General features: G+C 58.0%; 17 protein-coding genes. 10 read left to right on the top strand and 7 right to left on the bottom strand.

Features of this window, described 5'->3' with window-relative positions:
- Nucleotides 1–33 precede the first annotated feature (33 nt).
- Both ACR0K4_RS00770 and ACR0K4_RS00765 read left to right on the top strand, forming a co-directional pair.
- Complete coding sequence (locus ACR0K4_RS00770) at nucleotides 34–822, top strand: lytic murein transglycosylase (RefSeq protein ID WP_480852457.1); 789 nt, start codon at nucleotides 34–36, stop codon at nucleotides 820–822.
- Between the two features lie 196 nt (nucleotides 823–1,018).
- A complete protein-coding gene (locus ACR0K4_RS00765; RefSeq protein WP_480515745.1) occupies nucleotides 1,019–1,927 on the top strand; it encodes a hypothetical protein in 909 nt (302 codons plus the stop codon).
- 35 nt (nucleotides 1,928–1,962) lie between these two features.
- Here the strand turns inward: ACR0K4_RS00765 and ACR0K4_RS00760 are convergent, their stop codons facing one another.
- Nucleotides 1,963–2,706: a heme-dependent oxidative N-demethylase family protein gene (locus tag ACR0K4_RS00760; RefSeq protein WP_480515746.1), complete on the bottom strand. Its 744-nt coding sequence runs from the start codon at nucleotides 2,704–2,706 to the stop codon at nucleotides 1,963–1,965.
- Between the two features lie 123 nt (nucleotides 2,707–2,829).
- On the opposite strand from ACR0K4_RS00760, the gene dddP reads away from it, so the two are divergent.
- Entirely contained in the window at nucleotides 2,830–4,173 is a 1,344-nt protein-coding gene (gene dddP / locus ACR0K4_RS00755) for a dimethylsulfonioproprionate lyase DddP (RefSeq protein ID WP_480852456.1), read from the top strand.
- A gap of 102 nt (nucleotides 4,174–4,275) precedes the next feature.
- Nucleotides 4,276–5,496, top strand: a complete 1,221-nt coding sequence (locus tag ACR0K4_RS00750) for a bifunctional alpha/beta hydrolase/OsmC family protein (protein ID WP_480852455.1) — start codon at nucleotides 4,276–4,278, stop codon at nucleotides 5,494–5,496.
- Between the two features lie 21 nt (nucleotides 5,497–5,517).
- Here the strand turns inward: ACR0K4_RS00750 and ACR0K4_RS00745 are convergent, their stop codons facing one another.
- The 5 genes from ACR0K4_RS00745 to ACR0K4_RS00725 form a co-directional block, all read right to left on the bottom strand.
- The gene (locus tag ACR0K4_RS00745; protein ID WP_480515749.1) at nucleotides 5,518–5,886 is read right to left on the bottom strand and encodes a hypothetical protein; all 369 of its coding nucleotides are present in this window, start codon (nucleotides 5,884–5,886) and stop codon (nucleotides 5,518–5,520) included.
- An 11-nt stretch (nucleotides 5,887–5,897) separates the two neighbouring features.
- Nucleotides 5,898–6,458: a hypothetical protein gene (locus ACR0K4_RS00740; RefSeq protein WP_480515750.1), complete on the bottom strand. Its 561-nt coding sequence runs from the start codon at nucleotides 6,456–6,458 to the stop codon at nucleotides 5,898–5,900.
- A 138-nt stretch (nucleotides 6,459–6,596) separates the two neighbouring features.
- Nucleotides 6,597–7,190 (bottom strand): biotin transporter BioY, encoded by a 594-nt coding sequence (locus ACR0K4_RS00735; protein ID WP_480852454.1) that lies wholly within the window; start codon nucleotides 7,188–7,190, stop codon nucleotides 6,597–6,599.
- A gap of 77 nt (nucleotides 7,191–7,267) precedes the next feature.
- The gene (locus ACR0K4_RS00730) at nucleotides 7,268–7,690 is read right to left on the bottom strand and encodes a DUF6314 family protein (RefSeq protein WP_480852453.1); all 423 of its coding nucleotides are present in this window, start codon (nucleotides 7,688–7,690) and stop codon (nucleotides 7,268–7,270) included.
- Nucleotides 7,687–8,019: a hypothetical protein gene (locus tag ACR0K4_RS00725; RefSeq protein WP_480852452.1), complete on the bottom strand. Its 333-nt coding sequence runs from the start codon at nucleotides 8,017–8,019 to the stop codon at nucleotides 7,687–7,689. The genes ACR0K4_RS00730 and ACR0K4_RS00725 overlap by 4 nt, the downstream gene beginning before the upstream one ends.
- 88 nt (nucleotides 8,020–8,107) lie before the next feature.
- On the opposite strand from ACR0K4_RS00725, the gene purB reads away from it, so the two are divergent.
- The 5 genes from purB (at nucleotide 8,108) to ACR0K4_RS00700 (ending at nucleotide 12,535) form a co-directional block, all read left to right on the top strand.
- Complete coding sequence (purB, locus tag ACR0K4_RS00720; RefSeq protein WP_480852451.1) at nucleotides 8,108–9,412, top strand: adenylosuccinate lyase; 1,305 nt, start codon at nucleotides 8,108–8,110, stop codon at nucleotides 9,410–9,412.
- A 141-nt stretch (nucleotides 9,413–9,553) separates the two neighbouring features.
- Entirely contained in the window at nucleotides 9,554–9,706 is a 153-nt protein-coding gene (locus tag ACR0K4_RS00715; RefSeq protein ID WP_480852450.1) for a hypothetical protein, read from the top strand.
- 103 nt (nucleotides 9,707–9,809) lie between these two features.
- On the top strand, nucleotides 9,810–10,352 hold the full coding sequence (locus ACR0K4_RS00710) for a tetratricopeptide repeat protein (protein WP_480515756.1): 543 nt from the start codon (nucleotides 9,810–9,812) through the stop codon (nucleotides 10,350–10,352).
- A 94-nt stretch (nucleotides 10,353–10,446) separates the two neighbouring features.
- Entirely contained in the window at nucleotides 10,447–11,514 is a 1,068-nt protein-coding gene (locus tag ACR0K4_RS00705; RefSeq protein WP_480852704.1) for a flagellar motor switch protein FliG, read from the top strand.
- 97 nt (nucleotides 11,515–11,611) lie between these two features.
- Nucleotides 11,612–12,535: a lysophospholipid acyltransferase family protein gene (locus tag ACR0K4_RS00700; protein ID WP_480515757.1), complete on the top strand. Its 924-nt coding sequence runs from the start codon at nucleotides 11,612–11,614 to the stop codon at nucleotides 12,533–12,535.
- On the opposite strand, the gene ACR0K4_RS00695 is transcribed toward ACR0K4_RS00700, so the two are convergent.
- Complete coding sequence (locus ACR0K4_RS00695) at nucleotides 12,536–13,234, bottom strand: DUF1223 domain-containing protein (protein WP_480515758.1); 699 nt, start codon at nucleotides 13,232–13,234, stop codon at nucleotides 12,536–12,538. It abuts the gene before it with no gap.
- 226 nt (nucleotides 13,235–13,460) lie between these two features.
- On the opposite strand from ACR0K4_RS00695, the gene acnA reads away from it, so the two are divergent.
- Entirely contained in the window at nucleotides 13,461–16,151 is a 2,691-nt protein-coding gene (acnA, locus tag ACR0K4_RS00690; RefSeq protein WP_480852449.1) for an aconitate hydratase AcnA, read from the top strand.
- Nucleotides 16,152–16,288 lie beyond the last annotated feature (137 nt).

Genomic DNA, 16,288 nt, shown 5'->3' with positions numbered 1-16,288 from the left:
AAGCCGCCCTGCTCAAACAGAAGGACATATTGAATGATCAGAATTGCGCTGATTTTTGCTTTTGCAATCTCATCGGCAGCCTCTGCTGCACCTTGTGGAAATGACGGCAGCGGATTTGAAGTGTGGAAACAGGATTTTGCAAAACAAGCCAGGCGGGCTGGCGTTAGAAAAAAGGGCCTGCAGGCCTTGGCTCAATCGCAATATGCCACTCGGACCATTGCCGCCGATCGCAACCAGAAAAGCTTCAGATATTCGCTGGACAAATTCATGCAGGTGCGCGGAGCAAATACAATCATCGCACAAGGACGAAAGCGAAAAGCGGCAAACCCGAAGTTTTATGCCGCCCTCGAACGACAATATGGTGTGCCAGCGGGCGTTCTGATTGCCATTCACGGCATGGAAACGGGCTTTGGTTCCTTCATGGGAGATAGTCAGGTTGTTTCCGCAATCACAACATTGGCATATGATTGTCGCCGATCCGAGTTCTTTATTCCCCACGCGATCGGAGCGCTGAAGCTGGTCGACAATGGCAGTATCACGATGGCGACAAAGGGGGCAAAACATGGCGAGCTGGGTCACACGCAATTCCTGCCAGGCAACGCATTGGAATACGGCGTGGACGCAACGGGAGACCGGCAAGTGGATTTTTACAACATGACTGATGCCCTGGCATCCACCGCGAATTTTCTTCGCAAGAAAGGCTGGAAGCCCGGTCGCGGCTATCAAAAAGGCGAGCCGAACTTTGCGGTCATACAGCAGTGGAACGCTGCGTCTGTGTATCAGCAATCCATCGCAATCATGGCCCAACGAATCGACAATTAGGCGACCAAAAAACCCTGCACAGATCAGCCCTTTTTTGCCACATTCTTGCCACAGACATTAAGTCGGACCCTTAGTTTCTTGGTTTCCAAAGCGTAACCAATAATTAGAATTTTTCACTTTTTTGCATTTCTGCCCAATTTTGCCCCATATCCGCCGCTAGTGTGGCACTTGTAAACAGGCGGCAAAGGAACGGGCTGTGACTGCAAAGCGACTGTATCATGGTGGTCTTCAATTCGATGGTCGTGCCAAAGGCGCGCTTGATCGGTTCTGTACTGTTGTGACCGCGACACTGGAAGACTACGGCCACCTTGTCGAGCGCAAGACGCTATTGAGCGAGTTCGAAGCAAGCATTGTAACCAGCCAGTATCTTGTCCGGCTAACACTGGAAGACAACAGCCCGAAACGGACTGAAGATCGCCACGAACAGATGGATCGCGTTGCAGGCCTGAAAACCAAGGCCCGACCCACCGCATCCCGGCCCCGTCACAGGTTGTCCATTTCGATTTGCCCGGTCTCGAGTCTGCTGGATGATACCGAGATTTCCGAGCTCATGCTTGTTGTCATTCTCTATCGGATGGTCGATATCTGTTCGACCCGATGGGTCGAATGGCTGTCCCCGAATACGGTTCTGACGCTGGAACAATTCATGGGTGCGTTCGATTCAATTGCACCGCGCAAGACTCGGGATTTCCGTCAGATTTTCGACACAGTCAGTGGACCATTTGCGGGGCTTGACCTCTCCGAAACGGAGCCGAAACTGCCAGAGGCAGCGGCTCAGGCACCACGCCCGATACAGCTCACGGATGAACAACTGCTCAGCATCGCGTTCAGAACCGAACCTGAAACCCCCTTCATGGCGGCTCCCCCCTCCACGCCTGACGCCGACGAAGACCGCCCCAATGATATCCTGCGGCTGACCAGTTGGGGCATGACGGGGTGTGTGGCCACAGTATCAGCACCCGTCGCCATGTCACTGGCGGCCGTAAACCTCATTCGTGGTGAAGACTTCCGCCTGAACACGCAGGTCCTGGCCTTTTCTGCTGCAATCTTCGGACTGAACAGCAGCCAGGCAATCGCGGACGTTGCCCGGGTCTTTGCCTTGTAACCGATTTCTCTCAGCCCTCCGTGGAGGCCCCGCCATCAGGCGGGGTTTTCCATTTCTGGAATGCGGCTTGCGTCAATCACATAAGTATGAATCGCAAACACGACTGCGCGCGTAACCGGAAGACGTAACAAAGTCTGACGTTCACTGCGCAGAAATCGCGCATGTTCCCGGCTGCGACTCTCGCGGGGTCGGTTTGCACTGCGCGGTTGGTACAATTCGGCGTCATGATACCAAAGCGCGTTGAACCGCCAAAGCGGACGATCGGGTTGGATACCATCAAACAGGCGCTGGACACGGCGGGCCACGTTTTCGTTGTAGGGTGCCACGGGTGTGTGAATGGCCGTCAATGGGCGCATGAATTTCTCGGACAAGCGCCAACTTGCCGGAAAGCACAAAATGGCGCCGGTCAGAATATGTTCTGCCCCGTGTTTTTGGAGAATACAGAAATCTTCTTGAACCAGATGGCAAAGGGTTTGCAAAGGTTGGTCCCTGTTGATGTTCACGGCATCTCCGTCGGGACGCACAACCTGATCTGACGCGCCTGGATATTTCTGCGCCAGCACAAGCTCCAATAATTCCAGCGCCGGGGCGTGGGCAGAAGGGTCCATGGCCAGTACATCCTGCCGATGGTGAAGCAAAACCTCGGCCCGCCGACGCATCTGGCCGGCGAAAGCGTCATCCTGATCCAACCAGTCTTCGGGTTCTGCAGGTCGCACGCCCGGCAAGGGATTGGGGGCAAGCGGGTCATACGGAATGCTGTGCTGAAGAATGAGACTCATACCCTTGCTCTAGCATTCACGAACCGCGGTGTCGGTCGAAAAGCGACCCGGGGCCGGTCGCATTTTTTCCAGACGTAACCCTTCACCGTTTTGTAGGCAGGATTGCAAACAGGGAGGTTAGTCGTGAACTCTCCATACCGAGACACACGAAAAATCGATCCAACCCAGGGGGCCCTGCTGGGGGATGGAACGCCGAACAACAATGACCGGATCGAAATTGGCCCGACACAGCTTGCGTTTCAGGAATGGGCCGAGGCCGGGCTTGCGCTGCCTAACCTGGAACAGATGCGGCGCTATCGATGGAACCGACTGACCCAAGGCATTGTCGCGCGCGACTGGGGTGGCGTTCTTCTGTTCGACCCGCTCAACATCCGGTATGCGACAGACAGCACCAACATGCAGCTGTGGAATACGCATAACCCGTTTCGGGCGGTACTCGTCTGCGCCGACGGTTATATGGTCATCTGGGATTACAAGAACTCGCCTTTCCTGTCCAAATTCAACCCTCTGGTGCGCGAGCAGCGCGCGGGCGCGGATTTGTTTTATTTCGATCGGGGCGACAAGGTGGATGTTGCCGCCGATGTGTTCTCGAACGAGGTTCGGACGCTGATTGCGGAACATGGCGGTGGCAACAGACGGCTGGGCGTCGACAAGATCATGCTGCACGGTCTGCGCGCGCTTGAAGCGCAGGGGTTCGAGGTGATGGAGGGCGAGGAACTTACCGAGAAGACACGCGCCATCAAAGGACCGGATGAAATTCTGGCGATGCGCTGCGCAAGCCACGCCTGCGAAACTTCGGTGGCCACAATGGAGGAGTTTGCCCGCGCCCATGTCGGCGATGGGAAAACCTCGGAAGACGACATCTGGGCCGTGCTGCATGCCCAGAACATCAAACGCGGGGGCGAATGGATCGAAACCCGTCTTCTGGCCTCGGGACCGCGCACCAATCCGTGGTTTCAGGAATGCGGCCCCCGGATCACGCAGCAGAACGAAATCATCGCCTTCGACACCGACCTGATCGGATGCTACGGCATTTGCGTCGATATCTCGCGTACCTGGTGGATCGGAGATCAAAAGCCGCGCCCCGACATGGTTTACGCGATGCAGCATGCGCATGAGCACATCATGACCAATATGCAAATGCTCAAACCCGGCGTGATGATCCCGGACCTGACGGCCAACACCCATGTTCTGGACGACAAGTTTCAGGCGCAAAAATATGGCTGCCTCATGCATGGTGTCGGTCTGTGTGACGAATGGCCTCTGGTCGCGTATCCCGATAAGGCCGTCGAAGGCGCGTATGACTATCCGCTAGAGCCCGGCATGGTCCTGTGCGTCGAGGCCGCCGTGGGCGAGGTCGGCGGCGATTTTTCGATCAAGCTCGAGGATCAGGTTTTGATCACGGAAGACGGTTTTGAGAACCTGTCGAAGTACCCGTTTGACCCCGAGTTGATGGGCCTGGCGTAACAACTGGGCGCGATTTGTCACCTCCGCGTGAGGTGGGCCAAATGCGGGTTGTAGCGCGCCGCTGTCCCGCCCACTCTGTGGCAACACCGCAGGAGACTTCCCATGCCCACTGAACGCATTCGATTTGCCGGTCACGACGGCAGCCAACTGGCCGCGCGCCTTGATCTTCCGGATGGGCCGGTTCTGTCGACGGCGCTGTTTGCGCATTGTTTTACCTGTTCCAAGGATATCCCTGCGGCACGGCGTGTTTCCGCACGTCTGGCAGCCATGGGCATTGCGGTATTGCGGTTTGATTTCACCGGCCTTGGCCATTCCGAGGGTGAGTTTGCAAACACCACTTTCACATCCAATGTGGATGATCTGATCGCCGCGGCCAAGTATCTGGACGGGCGTGATATGGCCCCGTCTCTTTTGATCGGTCATTCTCTGGGCGGCGCGGCGGTTCTGCGTGCGCGTGCGGGCATCGCTTCGGTCAAGGCGGTGGTGACCCTTGGGGCCCCGGCCGATCCTGGGCATGTCGCGCATCATTTCGAGGACGCGCTGCCGGACATTCAAGAGCATGGTACAGCCGAAGTATCGCTGGGTGGGCGGCCCTTTCGCATAGGCAAGGCCTTTGTGGATGACATATCGGAAACCGCGCTTACCCCGGCGATTGCCAATCTAAAAGCCGCGCTGCTCATCCTGCACGCGCCCCGCGACGAAACCGTCAGCATCGACAACGCCAGCACAATCTTCCTGGCGGCAAAACACCCCAAAAGCTTTGTGACCCTGGACGATGCTGATCACCTGATCACGCGCGCGTCGGATGCGGATTATGCCGCCGATGTCATCGCAGCCTGGGTCACCCGTTATGTCACATTGTGCCCTCCTGCCCCGCCCCCGGGGACGCCTGAAGGTGTCATCCGGGTGACCGAAGCTGACCCAGGCGGTTTTCTTCAGGACATTCAGTCAGGGCCAAGGCACCATGTGATTGCGGATGAACCTGTCTCTTATGGCGGCACCGACAAGGGCATGTCCCCCTATGGGTTTGTCTCATCGGGTCTGGGGGCCTGCACATCGATGACCATTCGGATGTATGCGCGACGCAAGCGATGGCCTTTGACCGGCATCGTTGTCGATGTCTGCCACGATAAGGTTCACGCGCAGGACGCGGGCCTGGCCAGCGAAGGCAAGGTCGACCATTTCCGGCGCAAAATCCGGTTGGAGGGCCCTCTGACGCCAGAACAGAGAGCCAAGCTGCTGGACATCGCGGACAAGTGCCCGGTGCACCGCACCCTCGAGGGGAAGGCCGAGATCACCACCGAGCTTTTGCCTGTGACCTGACCTTCCGGGGACGCTCCGAGTCTAGCGACGACGCGGTGCCGGTCGATGGATCGGGGGCCGAGCCGCCGGTGGGCGGGCGACCGGCGGGCGAGGACGAGCGGGCGGTTTTGCCACTGGCGGACGCGGACGCGCTGGCGGCTTTCCGACAGGCGGTTTCGGTCGTTCAGGCGGTTTGCCATCCGGCGGTCTTGGTCGGTCCGGACGATCCGGCCGGTCGATATCAATATCCACGTCAACGTCGTGATAATAGTCGTTCCACAACAACGAGTCGTAAAACGGGTCATACCCGTAACCGACCCCCACGGTGACGCCATCACATGCTGACAAGGTCAGCGAAGCCGCGCCAAGTCCCAGCCACAGGACAGAGCGTTTGATCAGTTTATTGGTCATCGTTGTCCCCCTCAGCGCAAGGACCGGAACGACGCAAACACGGCGTTCAGATCATCGACAAATGCAGGGTTTGCACCGTCGCGCAAGACAGCGACAGCGATGGCCACACGATCCCGGGGCAAGTCGATAACTGTTGCGGTAAAGCTGACCCCGCGCCCTTCGCGGGTGCCTGTCCCACGCACGATATGGGCGGGCAAGCCGCCGATTTGCGTGTCGCTCCGGCTTGAGACAACCGGATCGTTGACCAGAAACTTGTCGATATCTTCCAGATACCGCAGCCCGTCCTGAATAGTCGCAACCGAAAGAGGCGAAACAAACCCCATCCAGACGTTATCGTCAGTTACGGGCCGAAGCCCCATCACACGCGATACGGCACGGCTGTCGCCCAGTTGCGTATCCTCAAGCTCTCGCGGGCCGCCGGTACGCAATGCCCAGAAATCGGGCACGGAAAATCCGAAAATTGCGCTCCCGTCTTCGGTATACATGACCGGAGTGTCAGCATCGGCGGGTGACCCTAGCCCAGCCCAAGCCACAGCGCATGCGGCCATCAAGGGTCGGATTGAAATTGACATATCCAAATTACCTGATTGCTTCGATCCTTGAAGCTTGGCCTCTGTATGTGGGTTTTGTCCAGCATGACTTTGAGCTGAAACGAAAAAGCCCGCACCGATCTGCAGCGGCGCGGGCTTTCAATCTCGCAGATCCGAAGATCAGGTGCGGGCATCACCCACCAGTTTCCACAGCCCCGGGATCAACAGCGCAGCCAGTGCCAGCTTGATCAGGTCGCCGATCAGATAGGGCCTCAGACCCCATACCATCGTCTGCTCCCAGCCCGAGGTGAACTGGTGCAACCACAGCACCCCCGGCACATAGATCAGCACATTTGCCAGCAGCAAGGCACCCGCCATGCTCTCAACCGACCGGTCCAGTCCGCGCCGCGCAGCATAGCCCAGATAGAGAATTGCCAGCACATAGCCCACCAGATAACCACCTGTGCCGCCCATCATATAGGTCAGCCCGTTCTTCTCGGCAGACGAACTGGCAAAGACATCAAAACCAAGCGCGCCGACGATTAGATACCCCAAGATAGTCACCAAACCCAATCGCGGACCATAAGCCACCCCGATGGTCAGCACTGCAAAGGTGCCCAATGTGATCGGCACCGGCGAAGGAAACATCGGCACCTTAATCTTGGCCGCCACAGCCAGGGCCACGATGCCCAGAACCACCAAGGCAACCTGCTTGACACGCAGCGCCGTTCCCTCGGTGGGTCCAAAGGCCTGGGCCAGAACATTCGCATTCATTTTCAACTTCTCCCGTTTCGGACATGTTTGCTGCCGCAGCAATGCCCGTTCTGAACCGTTGCTGCAAGCTGATTGCGCTATCGCAGCGTGTATTCGGTCTCCATTTCATAAGATTTTCTGGGCCCGGACACAATCCACCTGACCGTCCAGCGCGGCCAACCCGAGAAATCATAGACCGCATCATAACTGTCCGGCGGGCAATCATGGTGATCCGAAGCCCCGGCCAGACCCAGCTTCAGCGCGTGAAAATAACGTTCGTCTTCAAAATGAATGGCAACCCGGTCTTGGGCATCGCGCCAAAGATACCGGCGCGTGCCTTTCATCTCGGCCTGCCCCGGAATGCGCAGAGTTACCTCTTCATCATAGATCAAACCATCCCCTGCCCGCCTAAGCCGCGCCAAACCCGTCGCCTCGACCACCTGCCCGGCTCGCGCGTCGCGAATGACACGCGTCAGGTGCCAGGCTCCTTCAAAATCGATCAGGCGGGTTGGCAGGTTCATGCCGCGTAGGTTCCATTCGTTGCGCCACCATTTCGGTCGACAAACCGCACGACGGACCCGTGTTGTTGTACGTCATAACAGGCCCATAGGTTGGATGGCGGCCAAAGCGAACAAAACTGGTCCTCTCGAACCGCCCAGCGACCGGCACCTGGTCGACCCGAAAAGTAGTGCGTGACACCCGAGGCGTCGAAGGTTTGCCAGACGCCTTCACCATAACCCAATTTCTGACCTGACAAGGCCGACAGAATCTCGTCCCCCGACCATGGGAGAAACACCTCGGCCTCCAAAACACCGGGCCAGAGGACCAAAATCAGGGCAAACCGTCTCATACCTGAACTCGCGCCTTGTTCCTTTGGTCATGCGCGGCTAAACCCCGCGCCAACGCCTCATCCCAACCATAAAAAGGTGCTGCCGCCAATGATTCCCCGCTATTCCCGCCCCGATATGGTCGCCATCTGGTCGCCCCAGACCAAATTCCGCATCTGGTATGAGATTGAGGCGCATGCCTGCGACGCCATGGCCGATCTGGGCGTGATCCCGCGTGAAAACGCGCAGGCGGTGTGGAAAGCCAAGGACGTGGAATTCGACGTGGCCCGCATTGACGAGATCGAGGCCGTCACCAAGCACGACGTCATCGCCTTCCTGACCCATCTGGCCGAACATGTCGGCAGCGAAGAAGCGCGTTTTGTGCATCAGGGTATGACCTCGTCGGACGTGCTGGACACTTGCTTCAACGTCCAGCTGACTCGCGCTGCGGATATCCTGATCGAGGACCTCGAAGGTCTGCTGGCCGCCCTTAAACGCCGCGCGATTGAACATAAGGATACTGTCCGCATCGGCCGCAGCCACGGCATCCATGCCGAGCCAACCACGATGGGCCTGACCTTCGCGCGGTTCTATGCCGAGATGGACCGCAACCTGTCCCGCATGCGGGATGCGCGGGCTGAGATTGCCACCGGAGCGATCAGCGGCGCGGTTGGTACATTCGCCAATATCGACCCGGCCGTCGAGGAACATGTCTGCGATCAACTGGGCCTTGTGCCCGAGCCGATCAGCACGCAGGTCATCCCCCGCGACCGCCACGCGGCCTTCTTTGCGACGCTCGGCGTCATCGCCAGCAGCATCGAAAACATCGCCATCGAAATCCGCCACATGCAGCGGACCGAGGTGCTGGAGGGGGCCGAGTTCTTCTCGATGGGCCAGAAAGGCTCATCTGCCATGCCGCACAAGAAAAACCCGGTCCTGACCGAGAACCTGACCGGTCTGGCCCGCATGGTCCGCGCAGCTGTGATCCCCGCGATGGAGAACGTGGCGCTTTGGCATGAACGCGATATCTCGCATTCCTCGGTCGAACGCATGATCGGGCCGGATGCCACGATCACGTTGGACTTTGCGCTGTCCCGCCTGACCGGCGTGATCGACAAGATGCTGATCTTCCCCGAGAACATGATGGAGAACATGAACAAGTTCCCCGGTCTGGTCATGAGCCAGCGTGTCCTGCTGGCCCTGACCCAGGCTGGTGTAAGCCGGGAAGACGCCTATGCCATGGTTCAGCGCAATGCGCTGAAGGTTTGGGAGCATCGCACCGATTTCAAAGAAGAGCTGCTGGCAGACCCTGACGTCACAGCAGCACTTAGCCCGGAAGAGATCGAAGAGAAATTCGACCTCGGCTATCACACCAAGCATGTCGATACGATTTTCGAACGCGTGTTCGGAGCGTAACTCTACTGATTGAGCTACCGCACCCAGCCGGGTCCGCCCGAGATTTTTCGACGAAAAATCTAAGCTCCGGACCCGGCGGGTTTTGCGTCATCGGTCATATTCGGATATGATTTAAACATCCATCCGAACAGGAGACCCATGATGATCCGCACACTACTTTGCGCATTGGCGCTGACAGGCTCGGCCACGGTCGCGATGGCCTGCGGGAACGACAGTAAGCAAACTCAATCCTGTGCTCCGGGCACCTATTGGGACGCAGACAGTCATAGCTGCGCGAAAATCGTAAACAGCTGAATAGTACTTTCCTACTTGTGAATAAAAGCGAGGCCGCGGTTGTTAGCTTTGTATCAGTTCACACTATGCTTGAATCAAGCAGCCCAGTTCACGGAGTAGGAAAATGCGTCTCGTTCTTGTTTCCGCAATTGCCATTCAGGCATTTGCCTTCGTCCCTGCCCTCTATGCGGCGGGTGGTGGAGGGGCCAGCCCTCCCAAGCCCACCAACACAACTAAAAAATGCCTGTTCGGGCGTGTATTTGATGCTGACAGGGGACGGTGCGTCAAACCGGACAAAACCAATTTCACGCAGGACGAGCTGTATGATGCGGTCCGCGAATTGGCCTATGACGGCCAGTTCGAAAACGCGCAGGACATCCTGCGCATTATGGACCAAAGCGATGACCGCGTGCTGACCTATTGGGGCTTTACCTACCGCAAAATGGGTGAGCTTGAGCTGGCCAATGTTTTCTATACCAACGCCATCGAAACCAATCCCGACAACATTCTGGCCCGTTCGTATATGGGTCAGGGCTTTGTCACCGAAGGTAAAACCGATCAGGCCATTGAACAATGGCGCGAGATCAAGGCCCGAGGCGGCGAAGGCTCATGGGCCGAAGCCTCCCTGCGCGAGGCTATCCGGACCGGATTGACGTTCAACTATTGAGGTTCAGGGTTTCTTTACCCGACTCTCGCTAATCTGCCTGTGACGCGAAACTTGGCACCACAGGCAGATGCAAAACGCAAACTCACTTGTTCAGATGTCATCCCCGGCACAGGCTTTGAACACTGATCCCCCCGACCCGAACCCACATGTGGTTCCGCGCCTTCTCAACAGCAAAGAAAAGGCCGCTGTGGTCGTACGGCTTCTGTTAAGTGAAGGGGCAGATATCCCGCTGGAAGTACTGCCCGACGCGCTGCAGGAACAGTTGACCCATCAACTCGGACATATGGGCTTGGTTGACCGGGTCACACTGGCCGCAGTCGCTCACGAATTCGCCGACGCGTTGGACAGCGTCGGGCTTGCCTTTCCGCATGGTCTTGCCGGTGCATTGGATGCGGTGGACAGCAAACTTGCCCCGACGACGGCGGCGCGACTTCGCAAACAGGCCGGCGTGCGACAGATCGGCGATCCCTGGCAAAGGTTGCAGGACGTTCCGCCCGAAAATCTCGCTGAAATAGCCCTGGCAGAAAGCACCGAAGTTGCGGCGGTGATGCTGTCTAAACTGGATACCGCCAAAGCGGCGCAATTGCTGTCCCATTTGCCCGGCCCCACGGCGCGGCGTATCACTTATGCCATTTCCCAGACTGCAAATGTCACCCCCGAAGCGGTTGAGAGAATTGGGTGGTCTCTGGCCGCGCAACTGGATCAACGTCCGATTCCGGCCTTTCAGGAAGAACCAGGTGCCCGGGTGGGTGCGATCCTCAACCAGTCGACCGCATCTACACGTGATGGCCTGCTGACCGCATTGGATGAGGAAGATGCCGAATTTGCCAACGCGGTCCGGCAGTCCATTTTCATCTTTTCCCACATCCCCTCACGCATTCAGCCACGCGATGTCCCCGCGATCCTGCGCGGTGTCGAGCAGCCTCAGCTGGTCGCGGCGCTGGCGGGTGCCACCTCTGCCGAAGATGCCGAGGCTGCGGCGTATATCCTTGGCAACATATCTTCGCGAATGGCTGATAATTTGCGTGAAGAAATAGCGGAACGGGGCAAGGTCAAACAATCCGACGCTGAGGCCGCTATGGCACAAATCGTGGCCACCATTCGAACTTTGATGGATGAGGGCGCCCTGACGCTGATCGAAAAGGAGACGGCCTCGGAATAGTACTGCGATCTTCTGCCATCTTCTTCTCGCCCTTGAGATCGCAATTCGGGAACTGTATGTCTGATCCGGCAAATCACAACGCCAGGTGAGCCCTCCCATGCCCGCAGAAAAGTCGGAGCTGAGCCGATTTGAGCTTGGAAAATACTACGTCGCCAATTTGTTTCTGAAGGGTGTAATCGGTGGCATGCACCTGCTGCCTTACGAGCGCCGCATCGCTGCGATGGGTGCCGTCGTGCGTTGGCTGGCCCCGCTTGTCGGGTTTCGCGAACGGGTACGGCGCAATCTGAAGCTCACCTGCCCTGACCTGCCCGAGGACGAGGTGGACAGGATTTGCAAGGCTGTGCCAGACAACGCCGGCCGCGCGATTATGGAGCACTTCTCGCCCGAAGATTTCACCAAACGGCAAAGCACTGCGAAAGTGTCAGGGCCCGGGGTCGCAGCCTTCGATCAAGCGGTTGCCGAAGGCCGTCCACTTATGATGATCACCGCGCATTTTGGGCATTATCTGGCCGCTCGCATCGCCCTGCAATCCCGCAGCGGCAAACCCATCGGGTGTCTTTACCGCCGGATGGCCAACCCTTACTTCAACGACATGTATGTGGACGCCTTCCATCGCACGGGCAAACCGATGTTCGAACAGGGCCGTCGCGGCATGGTGGAAATGGTGCGCGCACTGAAAAGCGGTGGAATCATCGCCATCGTCTCGGATCTGCACGCCCATGGTGGGGAAGAGCTGACCTTTTTCGGAAAACCAGCTGTGACATCCGTGCTGAACGCTGAATTGGCAATGAAATACAAGGCCGTTCTGATTCCGTGCTACGCTGTGCGACAATCCAACGGGATCGATTTTGAGATCGTGCTACATGATCCCGTGCCCCATACCGACGCCAAAACCATGACCCAGTTTACAAATGACGACCTGGAATCGATGGTACGTCAGAATATGGGTCAATGGTTCTGGATCCACCGCCGGTGGAAAGCTTGGAAAAAACTGGGCGTGCAGCCCGAGGACATGCCCTGATCATTTCACCCGTGTTGCGGCCACGATTGGCCCGTGGCCAACCCGCTGTACCAACACAACAGCAGGCAAATCCGACGGCAGCGATGCGGTGAAGGTCTGAGGGGCAACTCCGTCCCATTGACCCGCGACCTGCCAGTTTTCGACGACATTGGCATAGTCCAGATCATAACCCGCCAGCTCTCCGCGCCGGATCGAGGCGTGGCGCATCGGTGAATACTGAACGACACGCACGTCATACACTGCCCCCTCGGGCAGTTCGACCGGTGACACGTCCACCGTGACCTCATCCCCGGTTAACGAGGCGCTGACTTCGGCTTCGGGCGCGGCGGTCAGATGTGCGTTGATCAGTTGCTCTAGCTCAAGCGCTTTGGCCCCGACAACGTCCTGCTGTCCGTTGATGACCATTTGAGGGGTGTAGATCATCGACCGACCGCCTTCTCGCGCATAGGCGCGCTGACGGTTCGTGTGGGATGGCTTGGCGTATTCGTCCTTCCATCCGATGTAATCCCAATAATCGACATGCAACGCCAGCCCGATCACATCCTCGCGCTGGGCAAGATCATGCATCATACGGTCAGCTGGCGGGCAGGACGAACATCCCTGCGAGGTAAACAGCTCGATCACAACGGGATCGGATTCGGCCTGCGCCGAGGTGGCAAGGAAAAGAGAAAGAACAGCAATTGTGGCAGTTTTAAACATGTACGGACTCGGTGTGATGGGTGATGAAGACAATTTAAACGGTTGGCGCTTCACCCACCAATCAAGGTTTCTTGAGACGCAAATCGCGGATTTTTACAAAAATGTGTGCAATGGTATACAAAAATTGCCGCAGGTAGCCTGTTGGACCTTGAACCGAAGGCCAACGTCATGCAGATACCCCTCAGCGAATCCCATATTCCACGTCATTTGAGAGGGAGGCCATAAGATGCCCATCAAAGTCGGACAGGATACCGCCAAGACACGCCGCAGCCTGAGCGTGAATGGCAAGTCCATTTCCTATTACTCGATCCCCGCCGCGCAAGAGGCCGGTCTGGGTGATTTCTCGAAACTGCCCGCCGCGCTGAAAGTGGTGCTGGAAAATATGCTGCGGTTCGAGGATGACGGATTCTCGGTCTCGGTCGACGACATCAAGGCCTTTGCCGAATGGGGCGCGAATGGCGGCAAGAACCCGCGTGAAATCGCGTACCGCCCTGCCCGCGTGTTGATGCAGGATTTCACCGGCGTTCCGGCGGTTGTTGACCTTGCTGCGATGCGCGACGGGATCAAGGGTCTGGGCGGCGACGCGCAGAAGATCAACCCGCTGAACCCGGTCGATCTGGTCATCGACCATTCGGTCATGATCGACGAGTTTGGCAACCCGCGCGCCTTCCAGATGAACGTGGACCGCGAGTATGAGCGCAACATGGAGCGTTACCAGTTCCTGAAATGGGGCCAGAACGCGTTCAACAACTTCCGCGTTGTGCCCCCCGGCACCGGCATCTGCCATCAGGTGAACCTTGAATATCTGGCCCAGACCGTCTGGACCGACACCGATCAGAGCGGCGAAGAAGTCGCCTATCCCGACACGCTGGTCGGCACCGACAGCCACACCACCATGGTCAACGGCATGGCTGTTCTGGGCTGGGGCGTCGGCGGGATCGAGGCTGAAGCCGCGATGCTGGGTCAGCCGATCTCGATGCTGATCCCCGAGGTTGTGGGCTTTGAACTGACTGGCGATCTGGTCGAAGGCACCACCGGTACTGACCTTGTTCTGAAGGTCGTCGAGATGCTGCGCGAAAAAGGCGTTGTGGGCAAGTTCGTCGAATTCTACGGCGAAGGTCTGGACCGTCTGCCGCTGGCCGACCGTGCCACCATCGCCAACATGGCCCCCGAATACGGCGCGACCTGTGGCTTCTTCCCCATCGACGGCGAGACTCTGCGCTACATGCGCAACACCGGCCGCGACGAGGATCGTATCGCGCTGGTCGAAGCCTATGCCAAAGAGAACGGCTTCTGGCGTGGCGCGGACTATGCGCCGATCTATACCGATACGCTGTCGCTGGATATGGGCACCATCGTTCCCGCGATCTCGGGCCCGAAACGCCCGCAGGACTATGTTGCGCTGACCAACGCTAAGGCCGCGTTCACCAAAGAGATGGAAGAGACCTTCAAACGCCCCATGGGCAAGGAAGTCGCCGTCAAGGGCGAGGACTATACCATGGAATCGGGCAAGGTCGTGATTGCCTCGATCACATCCTGCACCAACACGTCGAACCCCTATGTGATGATCGGGGCCGGTCTGGTGGCGCGCAAAGCGGCTGCTTTGGGCCTGAACCGTCAGCCCTGGGTCAAGACCTCTTTGGCACCGGGCTCGCAGGTTGTGTCCGCCTATCTTGAAGCCGCTGGCCTGCAGGAAGATCTGGACAAGGTAGGCTTTAACCTTGTGGGCTACGGCTGCACCACCTGTATCGGTAACTCGGGACCCATTCAGGCTGAACTGTCCGATGCGATTGCCGAAGGCGATCTGGTTGCCACCTCGGTTCTGTCGGGCAACCGTAACTTTGAAGGTCGGATTTCGCCGGACGTGCGCGCCAACTATCTGGCCTCACCGCCGCTGGTTGTGGTTTATGCGCTGGCCGGTACGATGGATATCGATCTGACCTCGGAACCGATTGGTCAGGACAAGGACGGCAACGATGTCTTCATGAAAGACATCTGGCCCACCGCTCAGGAAGTCGCCGAACTGGTCGAGGCAACCGTGACCCGCGAAGCGTTCCAGTCGAAATATGCCGATGTCTTCAAGGGCGACGAGAAATGGCAGAGCGTTGAGGTTCCGCAGCAGGAAACCTATGACTGGCCACCGACCTCGACCTACATCCAGAACCCGCCCTACTTCCAGGGCATGAGCCCCGAGCCGGGCACTATCTCGAATATCGACGGGGCCAAGGTTCTGCTGATACTCGGTGATATGATCACCACAGACCACATCTCGCCTGCCGGGTCTTTCGCGACCACCACGCCTGCGGGCAAATATCTGACCGATCGTCAGGTTCAGCCGCGCGAATTCAACTCGTATGGTTCGCGCCGTGGCAACCACGAGATCATGATGCGCGGCACCTTCGCCAATATCCGCGTCAAGAACGAGATGCTGGACGGAGTCGAGGGTGGTTACACCAAGGGCCCCGATGGCACGCAGACCTCGGTCTACGAGGCGTCGATGGCCTATCAGGAACAGGGCACTCCGCTGGTCGTCTTTGGTGGGGAACAGTACGGCGCGGGCTCGTCGCGTGACTGGGCCGCCAAAGGGACCGCTCTGCTGGGCGTCAAGGCGGTGATCGCCGAAAGCTTTGAGCGTATCCACCGCTCGAATCTGGTGGGTATGGGTGTGATCCCGTTCGAATTCACCGGCGATGACACGCGCAAGTCGCTGGGTCTGACCGGAGACGAGACCGTCTCGATCCACGGGCTCGACACGATCCAGCCGCTGCAGGAGGTACCCTGCACCATCGTCTATGGCGACGGGACCGAGAAAACCATCACCTTGAAATGCCGCATCGATACCGCGCCCGAGATCGAATATATCGAAAACGGTGGTGTGCTGCATTACGTGCTGCGTAACCTCGCCAAGGCAGGCTGAGACAGCGCAACATGAGAAGTCTGAGGGGACGCCTTTGGGCGTCCTTTCTTTTTGCGAGGCTCTGCCTCGCGCTCCGAGGTATTTTTGAACAGAAGAAGTTGAAGTTTCGTCGCAATCCGGATTTGCTGCAAGCGGGA

The sequence above is a fragment of the Ruegeria sp. K11 genome (assembly GCF_056531905.1).
Note: the sequence above shows the minus strand (reverse complement) of the source record. Positions and strands in the feature narration are given on the sequence as shown.